At 69.8% G+C, this 25,750-nt stretch carries 15 protein-coding genes and 2 pseudogenes; 13 read left to right on the plus strand and 4 right to left on the minus strand.

The genetic code is table 11. The annotated features are described in order from the left end of the window. Positions 1-28: 28 nt before the first annotated feature. From F3T56_RS50115 to F3T56_RS20720, 7 genes and pseudogenes are all read left to right on the plus strand, one after another. A pseudogene (locus tag F3T56_RS50115) lies at positions 29-575 on the plus strand (ketopantoate reductase family protein). Then, the gene (locus F3T56_RS20695) at positions 497-2,464 is read left to right on the plus strand and encodes a molybdopterin-dependent oxidoreductase (protein ID WP_246203731.1); all 1,968 of its coding nucleotides are present in this window, start codon (positions 497-499) and stop codon (positions 2,462-2,464) included. Before F3T56_RS50115 ends, F3T56_RS20695 begins: the two are co-directional and overlap by 79 nt. A gap of 5 nt (positions 2,465-2,469) precedes the next feature. Continuing rightward, positions 2,470-3,917, plus strand: a pseudogene (locus F3T56_RS20700) (complex I 51 kDa subunit family protein). After that, positions 3,914-4,774: a 2Fe-2S iron-sulfur cluster-binding protein gene (locus tag F3T56_RS20705; RefSeq protein ID WP_149826689.1), complete on the plus strand. Its 861-nt coding sequence runs from the start codon at positions 3,914-3,916 to the stop codon at positions 4,772-4,774. Before F3T56_RS20700 ends, F3T56_RS20705 begins: the two are co-directional and overlap by 4 nt. A gap of 7 nt (positions 4,775-4,781) precedes the next feature. Then, positions 4,782-5,630: a formate dehydrogenase accessory sulfurtransferase FdhD gene (gene fdhD, locus F3T56_RS20710; protein WP_149826690.1), complete on the plus strand. Its 849-nt coding sequence runs from the start codon at positions 4,782-4,784 to the stop codon at positions 5,628-5,630. A gap of 348 nt (positions 5,631-5,978) precedes the next feature. Beyond that, positions 5,979-7,949, plus strand: a complete 1,971-nt coding sequence (locus F3T56_RS20715; protein WP_149826691.1) for a sialidase family protein — start codon at positions 5,979-5,981, stop codon at positions 7,947-7,949. 10 nt (positions 7,950-7,959) lie between these two features. Further along, entirely contained in the window at positions 7,960-9,195 is a 1,236-nt protein-coding gene (locus F3T56_RS20720) for a glycoside hydrolase family 183 protein (protein WP_149826692.1), read from the plus strand. Here F3T56_RS20720 and F3T56_RS20725 read toward each other — a convergent pair. Then, the gene (locus tag F3T56_RS20725; RefSeq protein ID WP_149826693.1) at positions 9,134-10,174 is read right to left on the minus strand and encodes a bile acid:sodium symporter family protein; all 1,041 of its coding nucleotides are present in this window, start codon (positions 10,172-10,174) and stop codon (positions 9,134-9,136) included. The genes F3T56_RS20720 and F3T56_RS20725 overlap by 62 nt on opposite strands. Positions 10,175-10,316: 142 nt before the next feature. On the opposite strand from F3T56_RS20725, the gene F3T56_RS20730 reads away from it, so the two are divergent. From F3T56_RS20730 to F3T56_RS20740, 3 genes are all read left to right on the plus strand, one after another. Next, the gene (locus F3T56_RS20730) at positions 10,317-11,192 is read left to right on the plus strand and encodes a LysR substrate-binding domain-containing protein (RefSeq protein WP_149826694.1); all 876 of its coding nucleotides are present in this window, start codon (positions 10,317-10,319) and stop codon (positions 11,190-11,192) included. A gap of 322 nt (positions 11,193-11,514) precedes the next feature. Next, positions 11,515-13,341, plus strand: a complete 1,827-nt coding sequence (locus tag F3T56_RS20735; RefSeq protein ID WP_149826695.1) for an AMP-dependent synthetase/ligase — start codon at positions 11,515-11,517, stop codon at positions 13,339-13,341. Between the two features lie 174 nt (positions 13,342-13,515). Then, entirely contained in the window at positions 13,516-14,352 is an 837-nt protein-coding gene (locus F3T56_RS20740; RefSeq protein ID WP_149826696.1) for an aldo/keto reductase, read from the plus strand. A gap of 81 nt (positions 14,353-14,433) precedes the next feature. Here the strand turns inward: F3T56_RS20740 and F3T56_RS20745 are convergent, their stop codons facing one another. Next, on the minus strand, positions 14,434-15,135 hold the full coding sequence (locus F3T56_RS20745; protein WP_149826697.1) for an SDR family oxidoreductase: 702 nt from the start codon (positions 15,133-15,135) through the stop codon (positions 14,434-14,436). A gap of 131 nt (positions 15,136-15,266) precedes the next feature. On the opposite strand from F3T56_RS20745, the gene F3T56_RS20750 reads away from it, so the two are divergent. Continuing rightward, a complete protein-coding gene (locus tag F3T56_RS20750; protein ID WP_149826698.1) occupies positions 15,267-16,574 on the plus strand; it encodes an SUKH-4 family immunity protein in 1,308 nt (435 codons plus the stop codon). A gap of 164 nt (positions 16,575-16,738) precedes the next feature. Here F3T56_RS20750 and F3T56_RS20755 read toward each other — a convergent pair whose 3' ends face one another. Both F3T56_RS20755 and F3T56_RS20760 read right to left on the minus strand, forming a co-directional pair. After that, positions 16,739-17,638, minus strand: a complete 900-nt coding sequence (locus F3T56_RS20755) for a class I SAM-dependent methyltransferase (protein WP_149826699.1) — start codon at positions 17,636-17,638, stop codon at positions 16,739-16,741. Between the two features lie 168 nt (positions 17,639-17,806). Beyond that, on the minus strand, positions 17,807-19,522 hold the full coding sequence (locus F3T56_RS20760; RefSeq protein ID WP_149826700.1) for a glycoside hydrolase family 6 protein: 1,716 nt from the start codon (positions 19,520-19,522) through the stop codon (positions 17,807-17,809). Between the two features lie 479 nt (positions 19,523-20,001). Here F3T56_RS20760 and F3T56_RS20765 point away from each other — a divergent pair, with 479 nt between their 5' ends. After that, on the plus strand, positions 20,002-22,917 hold the full coding sequence (locus F3T56_RS20765) for a glycoside hydrolase family 48 protein (RefSeq protein ID WP_149826701.1): 2,916 nt from the start codon (positions 20,002-20,004) through the stop codon (positions 22,915-22,917). Positions 22,918-23,053: 136 nt separating this feature from the next. Next, a complete protein-coding gene (locus tag F3T56_RS20770; protein ID WP_149826702.1) occupies positions 23,054-25,726 on the plus strand; it encodes a cellulose binding domain-containing protein in 2,673 nt (890 codons plus the stop codon). Positions 25,727-25,750 lie beyond the last annotated feature (24 nt).

The raw sequence follows: 25,750 nt of genomic DNA on the forward strand, positions 1-25,750 counted from the left end.
TCCCTCGACCGAACGGAGCTCCCTCGCCATGAAAGTCGCAGTTCTCGGCGCCGGTGCGATCGGCGCCTATGTCGGCGCCGCGCTCCACCGCGGTGGCGCCGATGTGCATCTCGTCGCCCGTGGACCGCATCTGGCGGCCATGAGGCGGGACGGGGTGCGGGTGCTCAGCCCGCGCGGGGACTTCACCGCCCGCGCCCACGCCACCGACGACCCGGATCGGCCCGGTCGACTTCGTCTTCCTCGGCCTCAAGGCCCACTCGTACGCGGTGTGCGGGCCGCTGATCGAGCCTCTGCTGCACGACACCACGGCGGTGATCGCCGCCCAGAACGGCATCCCCTGGTGGTACTTCCACCGGCACGGCGGCCCACACGACGGCCACCGTGTCGAGAGCGTGGACCCGGACGGCGCGGTCAGTGCGGTGCTCGGCCCGAACGGGCCATCGGCTGTGTCGTCTACGCGGCCACCGAGCTCGAAGGCCCGGGTGTCGTACGGCACTTGGAAGGCACCCGGTTCTCCGTCGGCGAGCCCGACCGCGGCGTGTCCCGGCGCTGTATCGCGTTCAGCGAGGCCATGACGGCCGGCGGCCTCAAGTGCCCGGTGGAGCCCGACATCCGGGGCGACATCTGGATCAAGCTGCTCGGCAACATCTCGTTCAACCCGATCAGCGCCCTGGCCCGCGCGACCATGGCCGGCATGTTCTCCTGCGCCCGCGCCACGAACGAGATGAACTACGTGGCGCAGAAGTTCGCCCGCGTGGTCATGGGCACCAACAACGTCGACTCCTGCAACCGGACGTGCCACGCGCCCAGCGTCGCCGGTCTGTCCGCCGCCTTCGGCTCCGGCGGCGGCACCTCCTCGTACGAGGAGATCGAGCACACCGACGTCATCGTGATGTGGGGCTCCAACGCCCGCTTCGCGCACCCGATCTTCTTCCAGCATGTACTGAAGGGGATCCACAACGGCGCCCGGATGTACGCCGTCGATCCGCGCCGGACGTCGACCGCCGAGTGGGCGGAGCGCTGGCTCGGACTGAACGTCGGCACCGACATCCCCATGGCGCACGCGATCGGCCGCGAGATCATCCACGCGGGCCTCGCCAACGAGGCGTTCATCGAGCGGGCCACCACCGGCTTCGAGGAGTACAAGGCGCTCGTCGAACCGTGGACGCTGTCGCTGGCCGAGAAGGTGACGGGCGTACCGGCCGCCGCGATACGGCAGTTGGCGCACGCCTACGCCCGCGCCGAGCGCGCCCAGCTGTGCTGGACCCTCGGCATCACCGAGCACCACAACGGCACGGACAACGTGCGCGCGCTGATCAACCTGTCGCTGCTGACCGGCCATGTGGGCCGCTGTGCCTCGGGGTTGCAGCCCCTGCGCGGCCAGAACAACGTGCAGGGCGGCGACATGGGGGCGATCCCCAACCGCCTCCCGGGGTTCCAGGACATCCTCGACCCGGATACCCGGCTGAAGTTCGAGTCGGCGTGGGACACCGTCGTCCAGCCGCACTACGGGCTGAACCTGACGGAGATGTTCGAGGCCATGGAGGAGGGCTCACTGCGTGCCGTGTACTGCATCGGGGAGAACCCGGCGCAGTCGGAGGCGGACAGCGAGCAGGCGGTACGGCGGCTCTCGGCCCTCGCCTTTCTCGTCGTCCAGGACATCTTCCTCACGAAGACGGCCCAGTTGGCGGACATCGTGCTGCCCGCGACCGCCGGGTGGGCGGAGACGGACGGTACGACCACCGACAGTGAACGGCGGGTTCAGCGGGTGCGGCGGGCGATCACGCCGCCCGGTGAGGCCCGCGAGGACATCGACATCATCTGTGATCTGGCGGGACGCCTCGGGCATGAGTGGAAGTACGCCGACGCGGAGGCCGTCTGGAACGAGCTGCGGTCGGTGTCGCCGGACCACTACGGGATGACGTACGAGCGTCTTGAGCAGCACCAGGGCATCCAGTGGCCGTGTCCGAGCACGGAGCGGCTCGAACCGACGTATCTGCACGGACGTCTGTGGTCGCCGAATCCGGCCGAACGCGGGCGTCTCGCGCCCTTCGGGCTCGTCCAGCACGATCCGCCCGTCGATCTGACGGACGAGGAGTACCCGATCCGCCTCACCACCGGGCGGCGGCTCGACTCGTACAACACCGGTGTGCAGAGCGGGGGTTTCGCCTCGCCGCTGCGGCGCGGGGAGTACGTCGAGCTGTGCCCGGAGGACGCGGAGCGTTACGGGGTCGTGGTCGGTGAGGAGGTGCGGGTGTCCTCGCGGCGCGGGGCGGTGGTGGCGCCGGTGTGGGTCGATCCGGCGCTGCGGCCCGGGCTCGCCTTCATGACCATGCACTTTCCCGACGAGGTGGACACCAACCAGCTGACGATCGAGGCCAATTGCCCGATCGCGGGGACGGCGGAGTTCAAGGCGTCGGCGATCCGGATCGAGAAGCTGCCCGTCGCGACCATCGTGAGGTGACGTAAGTGGACCTGCGCTTCGGCGACAGCAAACCCACGGACGAGCAGAAGGACGCGGTCGACGCGCCGCTCGGGCCGCCGGAGTCCTCCTGGGAGAGCGCCGACCGCTCCGACGCCGACCTTCGCTGGGCGCGGGGCGGCCGGGAGGCCCGGGAGCGCCGTGACCTGCTGTTGCCGGGGTTGCACGCGATCAACGACCGGGTCGGCTGGATCAGTGAGGGCGCGCTGGACTATCTGTGCCGTCGGCTGACGGTGCCGCCGGCGGAGGCATACGGGGTGGCCACGTTTGACGACTACCGCGCCCACGGCGGCTACACGGCCCTGCGCCGCGCCTTCGAGCTCGGCCCCGCCGGAGTCATCCGTGAGGTGACCGACTCGGGCCTGGTCGGACGCGGTGGCGCCGCCTTCCCCACCGGCCGCAAATGGCAGGCCACGGCGTCCCAGCCCGACCATCCGCACTACCTCGTCTGCAACGCCGACGAATCGGAGCCGGGCACCTTCAAGGACCGCGTGATCATGGAGGGTGACCCGTTCGCGCTGGTCGAGGCGATGACGATCGCGGCGTACGCGACGGGCGCGCACCAGGGCCATCACTATCTGCGCGGCGAGTATCCACGGGCCCTGCGCCGCCTGGAGCACGCCGTCGCGCAGACCCGGGCGCGCGGTCTGCTCGGGGACGACGTCCTCGGGCAGGGCTACGCGTTCGACATCGAGATCCGGCGGGGTGCGGGCGCGTACATCTGCGGTGAGGAGACGGCTCTCTTCAACTCCATCGAGGGGTATCGGGGCGAGCCGCGTTCGAAGCCGCCGTTCCCGGTGGAGAAGGGCCTGTTCGGCAAGCCGACGGTCGAGAACAACGTGGAGACGCTGGTCAACGTCCTGCCGATCCTGACGATGGGCGCCCCCGCGTACGCGGCGATCGGGACGGGGCGCTCCACCGGCCCGAAGCTGTTCTGCGTGTCGGGGAGGGTGGAACGGCCCGGCATCTACGAGCTGCCCTTCGGCGCGACGCTCGGCGAGCTGCTGGAGCTGGCCGGGGTAGGGGAACGGCTGCGGGCAGTGCTGCTCGGCGGCGCGGCCGGTGGTTTCGTACGGCCGGACGAGCTGGACATCCCGCTCACCTTCGAGGGCACGAGGGAGGCGGGCACCACGCTCGGCTCGGGGGTGGTGATGGCCTTCGACGGCACGGTTCCGCTGCCCCGGCTGCTGCTGCGGATCGCGGAGTTCTTCCGGGACGAGTCGTGCGGGCAGTGCGTGCCGTGCCGGGTCGGGACCGTACGGCAGGAGGAGGCGCTGCACCGGATCGTGGAGCGGACGGGTGCGGCGGCCGCCGATGACATCACGCCGCTCAGGGAGGTCGGTGCACGATGCGGGACGCCTCGATCTGCGGTCTCGGGCAGACCGCGTGGAACGCCGTGGAATCCGCCATCGACCGCTTGGGGGCGAACGAATGACCGCGATACCGCTGGGTGTGCCGCGCCGGCTGGTGAAGTTCACGATCGACGGGCAGGAGGCCAGGGTCCCCGAGGGCTCGACGATCCCCGACGCCTGCCGGGCCGCCGGGAAGGACGTCCCGACCCTGTGCGAAGGGGACATCCTCAGGCCCAAGAACGCCTGCCGCGTGTGCGTGGTAAAGGTCGAAGGGTCCCGAACCCTCGTACCGGCCTGTTCCCGCAAGGCCGAGGGCGGGATGGAGGTGAGGACCGACACCGAGCGGGCTCGGCACAGACGCAAGATCGTGCTGGAGCTGCTTGCCTCCTCGGTCGATCTGTCGACAACCCTTCGGGTCGCCGAGTGGATCAAGGAGTACGAGGCGAAACCGGACCGCTTCGGCCCGGAAGCGGCCCGGGTCGACGAGGAGCCGAGGATCGACAACGAGCTGTATGTGCGGGACTACGACAAGTGCATCCTCTGTTACAAGTGCGTGGACGCGTGTGGGAACCAGTGGCAGAACAGCTTCGCGATCTCCGTGGCCGGGCGTGGATTCGATGCGCGGATCGCGGTGGAGCACGACGCGCCCCTCACGGATTCCGCCTGCGTGTACTGCGGGAACTGCATCGAGGTGTGCCCCACCGGGGCCTTGTCCTTCAAGTCCGAGTTCGACATGCGGGCGGCCGGTACGTGGGACGAGTCGGCGCAGACGGAGACGACCACCGTGTGCGCGTACTGCGGAGTGGGCTGCAGCCTCACCCTTCACATGCAGGACAATGAGATCGTGAAGGTCACCTCGCCGCACGACAGCCCGGTGACCCACGGCAACCTTTGTATCAAGGGCCGTTTCGGCTACCAGCACGTACAGAACCGGGACTGAACACGACATGGGACGAGTCACGGAACGACGCAAGGTGATCCGGATCCGGGACGGGGCGGTCTCCACCCGGCCGGACACGCTGGTCGCCGAGGAACCGCTGGAGATCCGGCTCAACGGCAAGCCGCTGGCGATCACCATGCGCACGCCGGGTGACGACTTCGCGCTGGCCGCCGGGTTCCTGGTGAGCGAAGGGGTGCTGGCGGAGCAGGGCGATCTGCAGAACATCGTGTACTGCGCGGGTGCGACGGTGGACGGGTCGAACACCTACAACGTGGTCGACGTGAAGACCGCACCGGGGGTGGCCATCCCCGACATCACCCTCGAACGGAACGTGTACACGACGTCTTCCTGCGGGCTGTGCGGCAAGGCGTCGCTGGATGCCGTCCGTACGACGGCCCGCTGGCCCATCGCCGACACTCCCCCGGTCCGCGTCGAACCCGAGTTGCTCGCGAGCCTCCCCGACCGGCTGCGCGCGGCCCAGCGGGTCTTCGACCGGACCGGGGGGCTCCACGCGGCGGCGCTGTTCTCGGAGGACGGTGAGCTGCTGGACGTGCGGGAGGACGTGGGGCGGCACAACGCGGTGGACAAGCTGGTGGGGCGGGCGTTGCAGAACGGGGGGCTGCCGCTGTCCCGGACGATTCTGCTGGTGTCGGGGCGGGCGTCGTTCGAGCTGGCGCAGAAGGCGGTCATGGCGGGGATTCCGGTGTTGGCGGCGGTGTCTGCGCCGTCGTCGCTGGCGGTGGATCTGGCCGCGGAGGCGGGGCTGACGCTGGTGGGGTTCCTGCGGGGCGCCTCCATGAACGTGTACGCGGGGGAGCATCGGCTTGCCCTGCGGACCGCGGCCGCCCAGGGCTGAACCGGCTGGCGAGGCCCCGACCGGCGGGGAGCGCCCCCTGCGTCGGCGGGGTCCCGTCTTTTTTTCTCGCCCCCGCCGCCCCTACCCGTCCCTCCCCCACTCTCGGGTGCGGGTGGGTGGGGGCTTGTCGCGCGGTTCCCCGCGCCCCTAAAAAACCAGGGGGCGCCCCCTTGGCCCCCTCACCCTTGGCCTGACGGTCCGTCACCAAGCCGTCAAGACACGCCTGTCCGCAACTCGCGCATGGTTCTTGTGGGTGCCCTTTGGGCACAAGTAGCGTCTGTGGCCGCACGTTGGACGTGGGATGTCCAGATGTCCATATGCCTAGACGGATGAAGGGCTGGCCGCACCATGCCGTCGAGTCTTCACGCACGCCTCAGAACCACCCTCCTCGCGTTACTCACCACCGGCGCCCTTCTGGCCGTCGCCCATCCCACCGGAGCGGCGACCGACGTCGCGCAGGAGGCGAGGGCCGGTGAGTTCGAGGAGCAGGTGCTGTTCAAGGCTTCCCAGGACCCCGGCTATGCCTGCTTCCGCATCCCGGCCGTCGTCAGGACGACGAAGGGCACGCTGCTGGCGTTCGCCGAGGGCCGGGTGCTGAACTGCGGGGACGCCGCCGACATAGACATCGTGCTGAAGCGGTCCACGGACGGCGGCCGTACGTGGGGGCCGCTTCAGGTCGTCAACGAGGGCGCGGGCGACACGCACGGCAACCCGGCACCCATCGTGGACCGCGAGACCGGCCGGATCGTGCTGGCCGAGACGTACAACACGGGCCGTACGGACAGCGCGAGCTGCTCAGTGCCCTGCGACCGCACCCCGCATCTCCAGCACAGCGACGACGACGGCCTGACCTGGTCCACGCCGCGCGACCTGAGCGCCGAGATCCGCCCGGCCCACTGGAACTCCTGGTACGCCACCGGCCCCGTGCACGGCATCCAGCTCAGCAAGGGCAGGCATGCCGGCCGTCTCGTCTTCGGGGTGAACACCGAGACCTGGGCGAACGGCCGGGTCACCGCCAACCACGCCGCGCTCATCACCAGCGACGACGGCGGCGACAGCTGGAAGATCGGCGCGACGGACTCATGGCCGATCGCGGACGTCGGCACGTTCCGCCAGAAGCCGTCCGAACTGACGCTGACGGAGCGTCAGGACGGCTCGGTGTTCGTCAGCGGCCGGGAGCAGGACGGCACCGACCTCGGCCATCGCAGCCAGACCGTCAGCCGTGACGGCGGCGACAGTTTCGTCTCCCCGTTCCGGGCCCAGCCGGACTTGTACACGCCTCAGGTCCAGGGCTCCGTGCTGCGGCTGGGCGACCGGATGCTGCTGGCCTGCCCGGCCGACCCGGACCGCCGCCGGACCATGATGGTCCGCTCCTCGTACGACAGCGGACGCACCTGGGAGAGCGTGGACCGGGGCACGGTCGTCACCACGGACTGGTCCGGCTACTCGGACCTGGTGCGGATCGGCGGCGACGGTGGCAGCGACGTCGTGGGGCTGATGTACGAAGGGGGAGCTATAGATGCCCGGGACGAGATCCGCTTCGCCCGCTTCACCGAGGACTGGCTGAAGCCGCGCCGGGGCGCCGACCCGACGACCCCGGACAGGGCGCCCCACGGCAAGCGGGCCGCCGTGCTCGGCGGTGCGCGTCCGACGGACGGGGCGTTCGGCGGCGCCATCGCGTTCGACGGCACCGACGACGCCGTACGGCTGCCGTACCGCCGCCAATTTCCGCTGGGGACGAAGAACTTCACCGCCTCGCTCTGGTTCCGCTACACGGCCACCACCGGTGAGCAGCCGATGCTGTGGATGGGCGGGGTCGGGACGACCCAGCCGCAGGTGTGGCTGCGCGGGGAGCCGGCGGCCGGGCGGCTGACCGGGCTGATCACCGTGCGGGACGGGGCGACCGCGCCGCGGACCGCGTCCGTACGGTCGACGGACGCGTACAACGACGGGCAGTGGCATCACCTCGCGCTGCGTCGGGATGGGGGTACCTCCCGCGATGGGGGCCCCTCCCGCTCGAACGAAGCTGAGAGTGGGGGAGAAGCCGAGCGTGGGGGAGGGAAGCTCACGCTGTTCGTGGACGGCACGCCGTTCAGCACCGCCGATGTGACGGGATCGGTGAGCCGGAACTCCCCGTTCGGGGTGCACATCGGGCAACGGGTCGACAGCCGGGTCCACTTCACCGGCGCCCTCGACGAAGTCCGCGTCTACGACCGGGCGTTGAGCGACCAGGAGGTGATGGGACTGCGCGCCGCGAGTACGACGTCCCGGGGCTCGATCCTGTGGCTGCCCATGGACCGGGTGAGCGGAGGCAACTAACGTCCCTTCCGTGCCCGACGACACACGAGCACGACGGCTGTCGGGGACCGGACCCGCCCTGATCCTGGGCCTGGTGCTGGTCCTCGCGACCGTGCTGCTCACCGCCCTCCCGGACGACGACCGGGAGGGCGGCCGCACCTGCACGGCCCGTACGGTGCGGGACTGGGACCCCGACACGTCCCTGACCGGCGAGTTCGCCCGCTACGGCGACGACGCCACCCGCACCGACGACTGGACCGGCGGCGACGGCACCCACTCGGTGCGGCTCCCGGACGGGCGGGTGCTGTGGCTGTTCTCCGACACCTACCTCGGCCCGGTGTACGCACCGCCCAACCCGGTCGGCGAGTCCGTGACGTGGCGGGACGTCTCGGCGCCCCTGGTGCGCAACTCGGCCGTGGTGATGTCCCCTTCGGGCCGCCTCGAAGCCACGCTCCCGGCGCCCGTGTTCCCGGACCCGGCCCCGCAGCAGTGGCGCTGGCCGGTGGCCGCCCGGGTCGAGCCCCGCTCCCCCGGCTCGGCCGAGCAGGCCGTACGCGTGCTGCTGTGGACGCGGACGGCGGGGCAGTCGCCGTGGATCTACGGGGTGCCCACGGCCACGGAGGTGGCCACGCTGTCGCTGCCGGATCTGCGCCTGGAGGGCATCACGACGGTGCTGGACCAGGGGTCCGTCGCCGATCCCGCCCGGCGTGTCCTGTTCGGCACGACAGCCGTCGACGCGGGCGACTGGACCTACGTCTTCGGCGGCACCGACGCCCAGGCCGCCTCCCGGCCGACCTCCCACGCGTATGTCGCCCGGGTGCCGCGCGGCAGGCTCGGCCAGCCGGGGGCGTGGGAGTACTGGGACGGCTCCCGGTGGGCGGTGCGGGGGCGTCCGGCGGCGGTCCTCGGGAACGGGGAGGACAAGGGGGTGGGCAGCGCGTTCACGGTCGTACGGGACGGCCGTACGTATGTGCTGTTCACCATGGCCGCCGGTACCGAGGGGCTGACGACCGTCACCGCGTACTGGGCCTGCTCCCCCACCGGCCCCTGGCACGGGCCCACCAGGGGCTTCAGTCCGCCGCTGCCCGACGTCGGGGTCGCGGCGTACAACCCGCAGGCGCACGAGGCGGCCGGCGACGGGCGCCTCGTCCTCAGCTACGACGTCAACTGGCTGGACGCGAACGGGACGACGGCGCAGCTGAACATCACGCGGAACGTGACCCTGTACCGACCGCGGTTCGTATCGCTTCGTCTCGCTGCTCCGTGACCGCCGGCTCCACCGGGTCGTGCGAGCGGCGCTTGGCGATGACCGCGCACACCATGAGCTGCATCTGGTGGAACAGCATCAGCGGGAGGACGGCGAGGGAGGCCTCGGCGCCGAACAGGACGCTCGCCATGGGGAGGCCGGAGGCGAGGGATTTCTTCGAGCCTGCGAACTGGATGGCGACGCGGTCCGCCCGGTCGAAGCGGAGGGCCTTCGCGCCGTACCAGGTGAGCGTGAGCATCACCGCGAGCAGCACGGCCTCGACGACCAGCAGCCCGGCGAGCCGCAGCGGGCTGACCTGGCTCCAGATCCCGCGCACCATGCCCTCGCTGAACGCGACATAGACGACGAGGAGGATCGAGCCGCGGTCGACGAGGCCGAGGATCTTCTTGTGCCGCGTGATGAAAGCGCCGATCCAGCGGCGGGCGACCTGCCCGGCGACGAACGGCACCAGCAGCTGGAACACGATCTTCCAGATCGCGTCGGCGGAGAAGCCGCCCACGCTGCCGCCCAGCAGGCTCGCCGCAAGCAGCGGGGTGATGACGATGCCCGCGAGGGAGGAGAAGGAGCCCGCGCAGATCGCGGCCGGCACGTTGCCGCGTGCCATCGAGGTGAAGGCGATCGACGACTGGATGGTCGACGGGACGAGGGTGAGGAAGAGCAGACCAGTGTAGAGGGAGTGGTTCAGGAACACCGGTTCGAGGCCGCGGGCGGCCAGACCCAGCAGCGGGAACACGACAAAAGTGCAGGCCAGGACGGTGACGTGCAGCCGCCAGTGCTTGAATCCGTCCAGTGCCTCACGGGTGGAGAGCCGGGCGCCGTAGAGGAAGAAGAGGAAGGCGATCGCGGCCGTGGACGCGCCCGACGCGACGTCGGCGGCCGTGCCCCGTGCCGGGAGGAGTGCCGCGACGCCCACCGTCCCGAGCAACAGCAGGATGTACGGGTCGATCGGCATCCAACTCGGCCACTGCAGGCGTTTCACGGTGCTCCACTTGCTTGGTTCGGCGGCACTGACGGGGAGGGGACGTGCCCTCTCCATCGTCCACCTGATCCCGCCGATCGGGAACCCGGTATACCACTCTGACTGTCATCACGTTCCACGATGACCGCGCTATCCTGGTCCCATGTACGACCCCTCCCATCTGCGCACCTTCCTCGCCGTGGCCCAGACGCTGAGCTTCACGCAGGCCGCCCGGCGCCTCGGGCTGCGTCAGTCGACGGTCAGCCAGCACGTGCGCCGGCTGGAGGACGCGACCGGGCGGCAGCTGTTCTCCCGGGACACGCACTCCGTGGAGCTGACGGAGGACGGCGAGGCCATGCTGGGCTTCGCGCGCCGGCTCCTCGACGTGCACGAGCAGGCGACGGCGTTCTTCACCGGGACCCGGCTGCGCGGGCGGCTGCGCTTCGGCGCGTCGGAGGACTTCGTGCTGACCCGGCTCCCGGAGATCCTGGAGGGGTTCCGGCACGATCATCCCGAGGTCGACCTGGAGTTGACGGTCGAGCTGTCGGGCACGCTGCACGAGCGGCTGACAGCGGGCAAGCTCGACCTGGTGCTGGCCAAGCGGCGCCCGGAGGACCCGCGCGGCGAACCGGTCTGGACGGACCGGCTGGTGTGGATCGGCGCGGAGCGGCTCCGCCTCGACCCCGACCGCCCGGTGCCGCTGATCGTCTATCCGCCGCCGGGCATCACCCGCGCCCTGGCCCTGGAGGCGCTGGAACGCGAGGGCCGCGCCTGGCACATCGCGTGCACCAGCGGCAGCCTCAACGGGCTCATCGCCGCCGCCCGCGCGGGCCTCGGCGTGATGGCGCACTCCCGTCGGCTGGTGCCGCCCGGTCTGGTCCGGGTGCCGGAGCGGGCGGGGCTGCCGGAGTTGGGCGAGGTCGACTTCGTACTGGTGCACGGCCGACGGCCGGGAGCGGCGGCGGGCGCGGCGGACGCGCTCGCCGCGGCGATCCTCTCCGGCGGGGACCGGCTGCACGGCCGGGCGCGCGGGGTGTGACGGCACGGCGGGCGGGTGCGCTGGTAGAAGTGTCGGTCACATCCGGACCGGCGGCGATGGGGCCGGGCGTGAAGCGGCATGCCCGGCCCCTCGTACGCGCATCGACCGCACACCGTAATCAGGGCGTGCGGGTTCGGTGGAGATTGGAGTGCCGCAACCTACGCAGGCGTAAGGAGTTACGCCGGATACCTCCTGTTCTGCGCATGTTTCCTGTCATGGCCCTGTGACGTGCGTGCGGATTCGTCCCTTCCAGAACCCCTCCCGTCCGACAGTCCCGTGAGGTAGCTTTCACGCGCTGTGGGGAGCGCCACGAGGAGCGGGTTTGCGCGAGTTCACCAACCCTCCGTCGGCGTCGGCGCCGCCGGTGGGCGGCCTGGCCGACGTCGTCTTCGAGTACGCCCAGGAGGACCCGACGTACGTGGCGCTCGGCCGCAAGGACGAGCGGGGCGAGTGGCGCGACGTGACCTCCGCGGAGTTCCGTGACGAAGTGCTCGCGCTGGCCAAGGGGCTGCTCGCGCAGGGCGTCCGGTTCGGCGACCGGGTCGCCATCATGTGCCGTACGCGCTACGAGTGGACCCTCTTCGACTACGCCCTGTGGACCGTCGGCGCCCAGGTCGTCCCCATCTACCCGACCTCCTCCGCCGAGCAGGTCTTCTGGATGCTGTACGACGCCCAGTGCACGGCGGCCATGGTCGAGCACGAGGACCAGGCGATGACGATCGCCACGGTCATCGACCGGCTGCCCCAGCTGGGCCGGCTGTGGCAGCTGGACGTGGGCGCGGTGCAGGAGCTGTACGAGTCGGGGGCGCACCTCGACGACGAGGTCGTGCACCGGCACCGGCGGGCGGTGACCCCCGCGTCGATCGCGACGATCATCTACACGTCCGGCACGACGGGCCGCCCCAAGGGCTGTGTCATCTCCCACGCCAACTTCATGGTCGAGGCGGACACGGTCATCGAGCGCTGGGCGCCGCTGTTCAAGTCCCGGAAGGGCGACGAGGCGGCGACGCTGCTGTTTCTGCCGCTCGCGCATGTCTTCGGACGGATGGTGCAGGTCGCGGGGATCCGCGGGAAGGTCAAGTTCGGTCATCAGCCGCAGCTCAGCGCGGCCGTCCTGCTGCCGGACCTCGCCGCCTTCAGGCCGACGTTCTTCCTCGCGGTGCCGTACATCTTCGAGAAGGTCTTCAACGCGTCGCGGCGCAAGGCCGAGCGGGACGGCAGGGCCGGGCCGTTCGAGAAGGCCGTCGAGGTCGCCGTGAAGTACGCGGACGCGGTGGAGGCGAAGGCCTGGGGCATCGGGCCCGGCCCTTCGGCGGGCCTGCGGATGCAGCACCAGTTCTTCGACAAGGTCGTCTATGCCAAGATCCGCGAGGCGATGGGCGGCCGGATCAAGTACGCGATGTCCGGCGGCTCGGCGATGGACCGGCGGCTCGGCCTGTTCTACGCGGGCGCCGGCGTCCACATCTACGAGGGCTACGGCCTTACGGAGTGCACGGCGGCGGCGACCGCCAACCCGCCCGAGCGCACCCGGTACGGCACGGTCGGCCAGGCCATCCCGGGCATGACTGTGCACATCGCGGAGGACGGCGAGATCTGGCTGCGCGGCCCCAACGTCTTCCAGGGCTACCTCAACAACCCCAAGGCCACCGACGAGACCCTGCACGACGGCTGGCTGGCCACCGGCGACCTGGGCTCCCTCGACGAGGACGGCTACCTCACGATCACCGGGCGCAAGAAGGAGATCCTGGTGACCTCGGGCGGCAAGAGCGTCTCCCCGGCGATCCTGGAGGAGCGGGTGCGCGACCATCCGCTGGTCGCCCAGTGCATCGTCGTCGGCAACGACCGGCCGTACATCGCCGCCCTGGTCACCCTGGACGGGGAGGCCGTGGAGCACTGGCTCCAGATGCGCGGCAAGCCGAAGCTGAAGCCGGCCGACCTGGTGCGCGACCCGGAGCTGGAGACCGAGGTACGGCGGGCGGTGGTCGCCGCCAACACGCTGGTCTCGCAGGCCGAGTCGATCCGTACGTTCCGGATCCTGGCCCACCAGTTCACCGAGGAGCAGGGCCTGTTGACGCCCTCGCTGAAGCTGAAGCGCAAGGCGATCGAGAAGGCGTACGCGGTCGAGGTGGAGGCCCTGTACCGGGCGTGAGAGGTGAGACCGCCCGGACGCGCTCAGGGCCCCGCGGCGATAATGTCGGCCGGGCAGGTCGCTTTCCGGCCATTCTGTGATTCGAGGCGCGAGCGGTCCGCTCAGGAATGCATCGTGGGCCGTGATCGTTGACGATGGGATGTACCAACCGACGACTTGAAGGATCGAGAGCTCGTGAGCAGCAAGGTCCCCCCGATCATCCTGAACAACGGCGTCGAGATGCCCCAGCTGGGCTACGGCGTCTGGCAGGTGCCGGACGACGAGGCCGAGCAGGCGGTCGGCACGGCGCTGGAGGCCGGCTACCGCAGCATCGACACGGCCGCGATCTACGGCAATGAAGAGGGCACCGGCAAGGCCATCGCCGCCTCCGGCATCCCCCGCAAGGACCTCTTCATCACCACCAAGCTCTGGAACAGCGACCAGGGCTACGACTCCACGCTGCGCGCCTTCGACGAGTCCCTGGCCAAGCTCGGCCTGGAGTACGTGGATCTGTATCTGATCCACTGGCCGCTGCCGGCCCGCGGCAAGTTCGTCGACACGTACAAGGCGTTCGAGAAGCTGTCCGCCGACGGTCGCGCGAAGTCCATCGGTGTCTCCAACTTCCTCCCGGAGCACCTTCAGACGCTGATCGAGGCCACGTCCGTCATCCCGGCGGTCAACCAGATCGAGCTGCACCCGCACCTCCAGCAGCACGCGTCTCGTGAGTACCACGCGGAGCAGGGCATCGCCACCGAGGCCTGGTCGCCGCTCGGCCAGGGCAAGGGGCTCCTGGAGGTCCCGGCGATCATCGCCATCGCGCAGAAGCACGGCCGCACCCCGGCCCAGGTGGTCCTGCGCTGGCACCTCCAGCTGGGCAACGTGGTCATCCCCAAGTCGGTGACGCCCTCCCGGATCAAGGAGAACATCGAGGTCTTCGACTTCTCCCTGGACACCGAGGACATCGCGGCGATCAGCGCGCTGAACGAGGACCGTCGCATCGGGCCGGACCCGGCGACGTTCGACATGGCCTGACGCAGATGCGTGAAGACCGCCCGCCGGACGCGTTCCGGCGGGCGGTCTCGTGTGTCACGGGCCGTGCTGACCAACCGGCCGTCAGTTGGGCTGACCGATCGGTCGTACGACCATGGTGTTGACGTCGACGCCCGCCGGTTGCCGTATGGCCCAGACGACGGAGTCGGCGAGCTGGTCGGCGCTGAGGAGATGGCCGGGCGGGAGACTGCCGTAGCTGTCCCAGAAGGGGGTCTCCACGCGGCCGGGGGCGATGTGGGTCACGCCCACCCCCCACTCGGTGACCTGTCGCCGGGTGTTCTCGGCGAGCCCGGTGATCGCCCACTTGGTCGCCCCGTACAGATTGCCGGGCCCGTTCACGAAGCCGGCGACGCTGCCGACCAGCACGATCCGCCCCTTGGACTCCTTCAGGGCGTCGATGGCCGCCCGGATGAGCAGCGCGGGCCCCAGGACGTTGGTCAGCACCATCTCCGGCCATCCCTCCGGATCCCCCTCGGCGACGGTGTCGTGCGTGGCGAAGCCCGCGTTGGCGACGACGGTGTCGATGCGCCCGAACTCCTTGAGCGTGGCCTCCACGGCCGCCCGCACGTCCGCGTACTCGGCGGCGTTCCCCGGGAGGGTCAACAGCCCTTCCGGATCCCCGAGTCGGGCGGCGAACTCCCGCAACCGCTCCTCCCTGCGGCCGGTGACGGCCACCCGGTGACCGCCGTCGAGCAACTGCCGGGCGACGGCGGCTCCGATGCCGGTACCACCGCCGGTGATGAGTGCGACTGGCGCGTCGGTCATGACTCCCCCTCAGATCTCTGGTCGACATCGGGAGTCCACCACTTGAAGCGCTCTCGAAGTCAAGGCCCGGCGGAGGAAGTACGACGTGACCTCGGGCAAGGAGTGTCAGTGGTGGGTGACAGGATCTGTGTATGAACGACGAGTTGGACAACGTACTGGCCGACCCCGCACGGCTGTTGACCGCCGATCGCGCCGCGGTGCGCGACCACATCGAGGCCGCGGACGACGCGCGGCGCGTGGAGCACGAGGTCTTCCTGCAGGCCGAGGCGATCTTCGGCGGCGCGGAGGTGACGCCCGCCGAGTTCGCCTCCTGGCTGCACTTCGCGGCGAAGACGACCGGCCACGAGGAGTACGCCGAGCGGATCGCGGCGGCCGAGCCGGGGATGCCCTGGCGGACGGTGTGGGCGTGGTGGCGGCCGGCCAACTGGTTCATGTCCCACCCGAGCCTGAACGGCGACTATTTCCAGGTGCACCACCGCGTGCACGAGGACCGGGAGCTCATCGAGGTGGTCGAAAATCGCGGCTCCCTCTGGCTCGACGTGGAGACGGGCCGGAGGGTGGCGGTCCCGGACGGAGCGGAGCTGAAGGAAGCCCCCTTGTCGCCGGAGGCGCTCCACGCTCCCGAGCTGAACAACTTGAATCTGAGCGCCCCGGAGAGCTGGGAGGGCGCCGCAGTGATCGCCGCCGAGGGCGGCACGACCCGCCATCTCGTCGTGAACGCGCACGGACTGGCGGTGCTGGAGACGGACGCCGAGGTACTGCGGGACTGGCCGGACGACGACGGGATCGACCCCACGTCGGCCGAAGAAGCGTATTCGGGCCCGGAACCGGCAATCCGCCGGCCCACGGGTCCGCTCACCGCGGCCCGCGTCGACGACGCCTTCGGGGCGCGGCACGTGCTGCGCATACCCGAGAGCGCCTTGCCCGAGGGACTCGAACACCCGGGCAGCAGGCAGCACTTGACGGAAATCGGCATACCCGCGTGGTGGGTGTGCCACGGGTGCGAGTTCGACGCCCTCGCGGCCGACGCCATGCGTCCCCCGGCCGACGGCGCCCTGTCCGAGGAGGGCTTGCCGGATGGTGTGGTCGCCGCGGACCTGATCGCCCTCGGCTCGTGCGAACACGGCGAGCTGTATGTGCACCGCCACGACGGGTCGGTGCACATCTGGACCAAGCTGGGGCGGAAGACGGGCGAGGGCCTGGTGGCGATCGCGCCGGACCTCGACTTCTTCACCCGCGCCCTCGAAGCCGTCCACCGCTACAGCAACGCCTGCTGGCACCCCTACCCGGTGGAAGGGGGCCAGGACTCGGTGGCGCAAGTGTTCCTGGAGGAGATGGACGAGCTGGCCCCGGGCGTGTTCGACCCGGACACGCCCGGCGGCACGGTGTGGAGCTGGATCTACGCCGGAATCACCGAACTGGGCGTCGACGGCTTCTAGGCCCGGACGTCGCAGGTCACCCGATCGTGAAGATCAAGCGGTCGTAGCTGATCGCTAGCCGAGCGGAACCGCAGCGGCGATAGCTGTCCCGGTCCGGCCCGGTCGAGATCGGACGCGGTGGGGCCACTGCGGAGAACCTTTTCGGCGACCTGCGAAGTGCGGGTCTAGGGCAGCTGGGCCACGTGGACAGTGTGGGCCGCGAGGACGAACACGTCCGGGCGGTGGTAGAGGCTCAGCTTGTCGTCGGGGTCGAGGAGCCGGTCGAGGGTCGAGAGGTCGGAGGCGTCCAGAAGCTCCGCGAGGCCGTTCCGGCGGCGGCGGAACGAGTCGAGGGCATAGGCGCGGGCGGGCTCCGCCAACGGGGCCGGAAGGTCCAGCAGGAAGGTGCGTGACGTGGCGTTTCGCAGGCCCACGGCGGCGAGGAGCCCGGGCCAGTCCTCGGCCTCGGCGACGCTGCCAGGCAGCTCGGCGCGCATCTCGCTGAACCACAGCTCCTCGGCCACGTCGAGCCGTGACTGCAGCCCGGGGCGGCCGAAGCCGATGTCTCGCGGCAGGAAGCGCGCGGGCAGGCCGCCCTCCACGAGCGCCACCACACCGCCGGGCGCGAGCCGTTCGGCGAAGGCGGCGAGGCCGGCCCGCTGGTCCCCGAGGTGGTGCAGGCTGCGGCCGGCCCACAGCAGATCGGCCGGGTAGTCCAAGTCGACCAGACCGCCGGGGAGTTCGACCTCAAAGGTGCCGAAGCGGTCGGCGACGCCGTGGCGTTCGGCCCGGGCCCGGGCACGTTCCAGCAGGGGCCCGGAGCCGTCGACGGCGATGACCCGGGCGCCGGGGAACTCGTCGGCCAGCAGGCAGCTCACCACCCCCGGACCGCTGCCCGCGTCGACGACCAGCCCCGCCTCGGGCAGCCGCGTCGCCACCCAGGCCGCGGCCTGCCGATACAGCGGAGCGAACAGCTCCGCCTGTTCCTCCAGATGTTCGGCCATCTCGGCCCAGTCGATGTCGGTGCTGTTGTGCTGATGCGCGTGCGCGTGCTGGTGCTGGTGCTGGTGCTGGTGCTGTCCCATGGTGGTGAGCCTCTCTTCCGGTTGCCGCCAGACTGCGCCGACGCACCGGACGGGGGCTACTTCCATTGCCGTAACAGCAAATTCCACGCATGGAATATGCGCCGACGGTCCGCCGGGGGCTGGGGGAAGCGGACGTCACCCCCGGCGGACCGCCTCACGCGGTCGGCGTCACAGCGCCGGGTACGCGTTCTGCATCAGCTGCTGGAACTGGGCTGAGAACCAGTGCCCGGACAGCGGCGAGTTCGGCAGGGCGCCGGACAAGTTGTTGCCGTTGCGCGGGTTGCCCGTGTACGTCGGGTCGCACATGCGGTCGAAGCCCTTGCCCTCGTCGTTCGGGATGGCGGAGCTGGAGCCGTCGGACTCCCCCGGCGGCTTCATCCACACGTACGCGTCGATCCCGGCCTCGGGGGCCACCTGCGGACGCTCGCCGAGCCCGGCACCGGACTGGTTGCACCAGTTGCCGATGTGGATGCGGCGGTCGTAGCGGCCGCCGTTGACGAAGGTGTCCACGCTGGTCGTCGCACCGGGTCCGGTGGGCCGGGCGCTGCCGCCCCAGCCGTTCCTGGAGGTGTCGATCAGCATGCCGATGCTGGAGTTGAAGCCGACCGAGACCAGCTGGTTGCGGAAGGCCTGGGCGAAGGACAGCTCGTCGACGTAGCGGTTCCAGTCGACCCACTTCGACTCACGGACGGAGGTGCCGTTCACCGTGGAGTCGATGGTGAAGTTGTTCTCCTTCAGGGCGCTGTAGTTCGCCGTGTTGGTGATGAAGCCGTGGACGTCGCCCACCGTGGCGCCCTCGGCGGTCGCCGCCTCCTTGAAGATGTTGGCGGAGGCGCCGAAGTTGTCGTCCCAGCCGATCCAGCCGTGGTGGCCGGCGTCGACGTAGTTGTAGACGTTCGCCACGTCACCGAGCTTGTTGAGCGCGTAGCCGACGCCCTTGACGTAGTTGCCGTTGGCCTTCATCACATCGCACTCGGGGGTGGCCGTCGGGCGGCTGCCGGTGTTGGTGACGAGGTTGGGCAGCGAGTCGATCTCGACCGTGGTGACGATCCGCAGCGAGGCGTACTTCGAGTCGGCGAGGATGGCCGCGATCGGGTCGATGTACTCCGTCTTGTAGCGGTCGATCTCCGTCGGGCCCAGCTCTCCGTTGGAGGCGAGGGCCGCGCAGTCACGGCCGGGCAGGTTGTAGATGACCAGCTGCACGACGAGCTGGTCGGAGCCCTTCTGCCGCAGCGCCTCGTCGAGGTGGTCGCGCAGCCCCATGCCGCTGCCCACGCCCTCGATCGCGGCGATCCGGTCCAGCCAGACGCCCGTGGGCTGGCTGGAGATCCGGCTGCCACCCGGCTCGGCGGCGGCCTTCGCGGACCACTCGGGGTTCACGTACACCTTGGCGCCGGAGTACGGATTGTCCACCTTGGCGTTCGGTGTACCCGGGTCCGGCGGATCGGTCGGGCCGCTGCCGCCGTCGTCGACGTTGCAGGTCACCCCGTCCAGCGTGAACGTGGTCGGGAGGGCGTTGGTGCCGCTGTAGGTGGCGTTGAAGCCGAAGCTCACCGAACCGCCGGTCGCCAGCGTGCCGTTGTACGTCTCGTTCGCGGCCGTCACGGCGCTGCCGCTCTGGGTGACCCGGGAGTTCCAGGCGTTGGTGACCTGCTGGTTCCCGGCGTACGACCACTTCACGGCCCACGACGACTTCGCGGCGCCGTTGTTGGTGATCGTGACGGCGGTGGTGAAGCCGGTGGACCACTGGTTCTGCACCTTGTAGTCGACGGTGCAGGGGATCGCCTCGGCGCCGACATCGTCCGGCACGGCGGCGATCGCGGTCCCGGCGGCACCGGCGACCAGCGCCATCGCCGCGAGGAGTGCTGTTCTGGTACGGCTCATGAGTGCGGGTTTCCTCTTCCGTAGTGGGGTGTACGTGGAGGTTCCGAACGGGGTCGTCATGGTCTGCCCGGGCACGCCCAGCGGGACCTGGACGGCGGCTACACGGGTAGGACGGTGCTTCCCTGCCACGACGCGGTGAACCCGGCGCCGAGGCCGGCGCCGACGAGTAAAAGACCTGAACGCGGGGGGTGTCGCATGAGCGACTCCTTGCAGATCGGACACGCCGGGACGGACGTGTCGACTGATGGAACCGCTCCCACTGGTGCAGGTGAAGGTAGCGCCAAGTGACGGTAAAAGACAGAGGTGTTGCGTTATTGCACACCAAGAATCTTTTCGCCCTCATCGAATCTTTTCGACTCTTCAAGTGCCTTGACCCCTTGCGTCCCGCTCCTCAATATGGGAGCGCTCCCACTGGTTCAAGGCTTGTTGTTGCTGCTCCGCCCCCACCTTCGTAAGAGCCGCACGGAAGGAACCAGAGCATGCACCCCAGACGGAGACGCCGTGCCACGCGGCGTCTTTGGACCGCCGCCGTGGCGGCCCTGGCACTCCCCTTGACGATGCTCTCGACCGGCTCGACTCCCGCCAGTGCGGCGGCAGTCGCGTGCAGCGTCGACTACAAGACGAACGACTGGGGTTCGGGCTTCACCGCCGACCTCACGATCACCAACCGGGGCACCGAGGCCATCAGCGGCTGGACCCTGACGTACGACTACGCGGGCAACCAGACGCTGTCCAACGGCTGGAACGGCACCTGGTCGCAGTCCGGGAAGACGGTGACGGCGAAGAACGTGTCCTGGAACGGCACGATCGCCGTCGGGGCCGCGGTGACCACCGGCGCCCAGTTCACGTACAGCGGCACGAACGCGGCACCGACCGACTTCGCGATCAACGGCACGACATGTGTGGGCGCCCACCAGCCGCCGATCACCGTGCTGACCAGCCCGACGGCGGGCGCGGTGTACTCGCAGGGCGACGCGGTGCCGATGGCGGCGACCGCGGCCGCCGCCGACGACGCCACGATCGCCAAGGTCGAGTTCTACGACGACACCACGCTGCTGGGCACGGACACGACGTCGCCGTACACGTTCTCGGCGGCCGGCTTGGCCGTGGGCAGTCATTCCCTCGTCGCCAAGGCCTACGACAGCCTGGGCGCGTCGGCGGACTCCACGCCGGTCGGCATCACGGTCGCCTCGGGGCCCGCCGTGGTGGTCTCACCGACCCAACTGGGCGTGCGACAGGGCGAGTCGAGCACGTACGACGTGAAACTTTCGACGCAGCCTTCGGGCAATGTGACGGTGACGACCGCTCGGGCCTCCGGCAACACCGGGCTCTCCGTGACCGGCGGCGCGTCGCTGACCTTCACGCCGTCGAACTGGAACACCGCCCAGAAGGTGACCATCGGCGCGAACGCCTCCGGCACCGGTTCGGCGGTCTTCGAGTCGACGGCCACCGGGCACGCCAAGGCCGCGGTGACCGTGACCCAACTGGCCGCGGCCGGCGAGTACGACGCCCGCTTCCTGGAGCTCTACGGCAAGATCACCAACCCGGCGAACGGCTACTTCTCCCCCGAGGGCATCCCGTACCACTCGGTGGAGACGCTGATCGTCGAGGCGCCGGACCACGGCCATGAGACCACGTCGGAGGCGTACAGCTACCTCCTGTGGCTCCAGGCCATGTACGGCAAGGTGACGGGCGACTGGTCCCGGTTCAACGGTGCCTGGGAGATCATGGAGAAGTACATGATCCCCACCCACGCCGACCAGCCGACCAACTCCTTCTACACGGCGAACAAGCCGGCGACGTACGCCCCCGAGCACGACACCCCGAACGAGTATCCGGCGCAGCTCAACACCGGTGTCTCGGTCGGCTCGGACCCGATCGCCGCCGAGCTGAAGAGCGCGTACGGCACGGACGATGTGTACGGCATGCACTGGCTGCAGGACGTCGACAACGTGTACGGCTACGGCAACTCGCCCGGCAAGTGCGAGGCGGGCCCGACCGACACCGGCCCGTCGTACATCAACACCTTCCAGCGCGGGCCGCAGGAGTCGGTGTGGGAGACCATCCCTCAGCCCACCTGCGACCAGTTCAAGTACGGCGGCACGAACGGGTACCTGGACCTGTTCACCGGTGACGCCTCGTACGCCAAGCAGTGGAAGTTCACCAACGCGCCCGACGCCGACGCGCGTGCCGTGCAGGCAGCGTACTGGGCGGACATCTGGGCCAAGCAGCAGGGCAAGGGTGCCGATGTCTCCGCGACCATCGGCAAGGCCGCGAAGATGGGCGACTATCTGCGCTACGCCATGTACGACAAGTACTTCAAGAAGATCGGGAACTGCGTGGGGGCCACGTCCTGCCCCGCCGGTACCGGCAAGGACGCCTCTCACTACCTGATGTCCTGGTACTACGCGTGGGGCGGCGCCACCGACACCAGCGCCGGCTGGGCCTGGCGCATCGGCTCCAGCCACACGCACGGCGGCTACCAGAACCCGCTCGCCGCGTACGCCCTCGCCAACTACGCCCCGCTGAAGCCCAAGTCGACCACCGGGCAGGCGGACTGGGCCAAGTCCCTCGACCGGCAGATCGAGTTCTACCGCTGGCTGCAGTCCAACGAGGGCGGCATCGCGGGCGGCGCCACCAACAGCTGGGCGGGGCGGTACGCCACGCCGCCGGCCGGGACGCCGACCTTCTACGGCATGTACTACGACGAGAAGCCCGTGTACCACGACCCGCCGTCCAACCAGTGGTTCGGCTTCCAGGCGTGGTCCATGGAGCGCGTCGCCGAGTACTACCAGCAGACGGGGAACGCGGCCGCGAAGACCGTGCTCGACAAGTGGGTCGACTGGGCGCTGTCCAAGACCACGATCAACCCTGACGGGACGTACCGGATTCCGTCGACCTTGCAGTGGTCGGGTGCGCCGGACACGTGGAACGCCTCAAGTCCGGGTGCCAACGCGGGACTTCACGTCACCGTCGCCGACTACACCGACGACGTCGGTGTGGCCGCCGCGTACGCCAAGACCCTGACGTACTACGCCGACCGCTCCGGTGACGCCGACGCGGCCCGGGTCGCCAAGGCCCTGCTCGACGGGATGTGGGACCACCATCAGGACGGGCTCGGGATCGCCGTTCCTGAGACCCGCGCGGACTACAACCGGTTCGACGACCGGGTGTACGTGCCGAGTGGGTGGACCGGGACCATGCCGAACGGTGACGCGATCAACTCGTCGTCGACGTTCGATTCGATCCGGTCGTTTTATGAGGACGATCCGGCGTGGTCGAAGATCGAGGCGTACCTGGCGGGTGGCGCCGCGCCGTCGTTCACGTATCACCGGTTCTGGGCTCAGGCGGACATCGCGTTGGCCATGGGCTCATACGCGGAGCTTCTCGAATAGCCCCGCTGACGCTCCGCAGATACGGCTTCGCCACCTGACGGCGAAGCCTGGCCGGGCGGTCCCCACCCGCACTGGGGGCCGCCCGGCCGTTCGCGCCTGTCCATCCCTCCCCCACACTTCTGGAGAGGACATCACCGTGCGAAGAACCCGCATCCTCACGGTCGTGCTCGCCCTCTCGGCCGGTCTGCTCGCGGGCTCCCCACCCGCGCTGGCCGCCGAGCAGGCCGATAAGCCGGTGTCGATCGCCGCCGACACCTACACCTGGAAGAACGCCCGCATCGACGGCGGCGGCTTCGTCCCCGGCATCGTGTTCAACCGCAAGGAGAAGAACCTCGCGTACGCCCGTACCGACATCGGTGGGGCCTACCGCTGGGTGGAGTCCTCGAAAACGTGGACCCCGCTGCTCGACTCGGTCGGCTGGGACAACTGGGGGCACACGGGAGTCGTGAGCCTCGCCTCCGACTCCGTCGACCCCGACAAGGTGTACGTGGCGGCCGGGACGTACACCAACAGCTGGGACCCCGGCAACGGCGCGATCCTCCGCTCGTCCGACCGCGGCGCGAGCTGGCAGAAAACCGACCTGCCGTTCAAGCTGGGCGGGAACATGCCGGGTCGAGGCATGGGTGAACGGCTCGTCGTCGACCCCAACAAGAACAGCGTCCTGTACCTGGGCGCGCCCAGCGGCAAGGGGCTGTGGCGGTCGACGGACTCGGGGGTCACCTGGTCCCAGGTGACGAACTTCCCGAACGTCGGCAACTACGTGCAGGATCCGGCCGACACCAGCGGCTACGCGAACGACAACCAAGGGATCGTCTGGGTCACCTTCGACGAGTCCACGGGGACGTCCGGGAACGCCACGAGGACGATCTACGTCGGGGTCGCCGACAAGGAAAACGCCGTCTATCGCTCGACCGACGCGGGCGCGACCTGGTCGCGGGTGGCCGGGCAGCCCACCGGTTATCTGGCCCACAAGGGCGTCCTCGACGCCACGAACGGCTACCTCCACCTCTCCTACAGCGACAAGGGCGGCCCGTACGACGGCGGCAAGGGCCAGCTGTGGCGGTACGCGACGGCGACCGGTACCTGGACGAACATCAGCCCGGTGGCGGAGGCCGACACGTACTACGGCTTCAGCGGGCTGACGGTCGACCGGCAGGACCCCGGCACGGTCATGGCGACGGCGTACAGCTCCTGGTGGCCGGACACCCAGATCTTCCGCTCGACGGACAGCGGGGCGACCTGGACGAGGGCGTGGGACTACGGGTCGTCCGGCAGCCGCGAGAACCGCTACACGATCGACGTCTCGTCGTCCCCGTGGCTGACCTGGAACGCGAACCCCTCACCGCCCGAACAGACCCCGAAACTCGGCTGGATGACCGAGTCGCTGGAGATCGACCCGTTCAATTCCAACCGGCTGATGTACGGGACGGGCGCGACGATCTACGGCTCCGAGAACCTCACGACCTGGGACAGCGGCGGCAAGTTCGCCGTCAAGCCCATGGTGCAGGGCCTGGAGGAGACCGCGGTCAACGACCTGGCCTCTCCCCCGTCGGGCGCCCCGCTGCTGAGCGCGCTCGGTGACGTCGGCGGCTTCCGGCACACAGATCTGACCAAGGTCCCGTCGATGATGTTCACGCAGCCGAACTTCACCTCCACGACCAGCCTGGACTACGCCGAGACCAACCCGAACACGGTCGTGCGCGTGGGCAACCTCGACTCCGGCCCGCACATCGCGTTCTCGACCGACAACGGCGCCAACTGGTTCGCGGGAAGCGACCCTTCGGGCGTCAGCGGCGGCGGTACGGTCGCGGCGGCGTCGGACGGCAGCCGGTTCGTGTGGAGCCCGCAGGGCACCGGCGTGCAGTACACGACGGGCTTCGGCAACTCCTGGGCGGCCTCCAGCGGCATCCCGGCGGGTGCGATCGTCGAGTCCGACCGCGTCGACCCGAGGACCTTCTATGGCTTCAAGTCCGGGAAGTTCTACGTCAGTACGGACGGCGGCGCGACCTTCACGGCGTCCTCGGCGACCGGTCTGCCGAGCGGCGACAGTGTCCGCTTCAAGGCGCTGCCCGGCGTGAAGGGCGACGTCTGGCTGGCGGGCGGCGCGACCGACGGCGCGTACGGTCTGTGGCACTCCACGGACGGCGGCGCCACCTTCACGAAGCTGGCGGGTGTCGAGCAGGCCGACACCATCGGCTTCGGCAAGGCCGCGACGGGGGCCTCGTACCAGACCCTCTACACCAGCGCCAAGATCGGCGGCGTACGAGGGATCTTCCGCTCGACCGACAAGGGCGCGACCTGGACCCGCATCAACGACGACGCCCATCAGTGGGGTTGGACGGGCGCGGCCATCACCGGCGACCCGCGCGTCTACGGGCGGGTCTACATCGCGACGAACGGGCGCGGGGTCATCTACGGCGACTCCTCCGACACAGGCGGCGGAGGCGGCGGCACGGATCCCGACCCGGATCCGGACCCCCAGCCGACGGGCGCCTGCGCGGTGACGTACCAGGTCACCAACGAGTGGTCGGGCGGCTTCCAGGCGGACGTGCGGCTGAGCAACACCGGCACGAGCGCGTGGACCGGCTGGTCCCTCAACTGGTCCTTCCCCAACGGTCAGGCCGTCTCCCAGATGTGGAACGCCGACCACACCCAGTCGGGGTCGGCGGTGACGGCGAAGAACGTGGGCTGGAACGGCAACGTGGCGGCGGGCTCGTCGGTGAGCTTCGGCTTCACGGGCAGTTGGTCGGGCGCCAACGGTGAACCGACGGCCTTCCGGCTCGGCGAGCAGGCCTGCACGGTCAGTTGAACCACCAGGGCGCGTGTCGAACCC

Source organism: Streptomyces tailanensis (assembly GCF_008386495.1).
Taxonomy (GTDB): Bacteria; Actinomycetota; Actinomycetes; order Streptomycetales; family Streptomycetaceae; genus Streptomyces; species Streptomyces tailanensis.

Excerpts from the sequence above, each read along its gene's own strand:
- F3T56_RS20705 (WP_149826689.1), top strand. The coding sequence starts at position 3,914 with ATGACCGCGATACCGCTGGGTGTGCCGCGCCGGCTGGTGAAGTTCACG.
- fdhD (WP_149826690.1), top strand. The coding sequence starts at position 4,782 with ATGGGACGAGTCACGGAACGACGCAAGGTGATCCGGATCCGGGACGGG.
- F3T56_RS20715 (WP_149826691.1), top strand. The coding sequence starts at position 5,979 with ATGCCGTCGAGTCTTCACGCACGCCTCAGAACCACCCTCCTCGCGTTA.
- F3T56_RS20730 (WP_149826694.1), top strand. The coding sequence starts at position 10,317 with ATGTACGACCCCTCCCATCTGCGCACCTTCCTCGCCGTGGCCCAGACG.
- F3T56_RS20745 (WP_149826697.1), bottom strand. The coding sequence starts at position 15,135 with ATGACCGACGCGCCAGTCGCACTCATCACCGGCGGTGGTACCGGCATC.
- F3T56_RS20750 (WP_149826698.1), top strand. The coding sequence starts at position 15,267 with ATGAACGACGAGTTGGACAACGTACTGGCCGACCCCGCACGGCTGTTG.
- F3T56_RS20755 (WP_149826699.1), bottom strand. The coding sequence starts at position 17,638 with ATGGGACAGCACCAGCACCAGCACCAGCACCAGCACGCGCACGCGCAT.
- F3T56_RS20760 (WP_149826700.1), bottom strand. The coding sequence starts at position 19,522 with ATGAGCCGTACCAGAACAGCACTCCTCGCGGCGATGGCGCTGGTCGCC.
- F3T56_RS20765 (WP_149826701.1), top strand. The coding sequence starts at position 20,002 with ATGCACCCCAGACGGAGACGCCGTGCCACGCGGCGTCTTTGGACCGCC.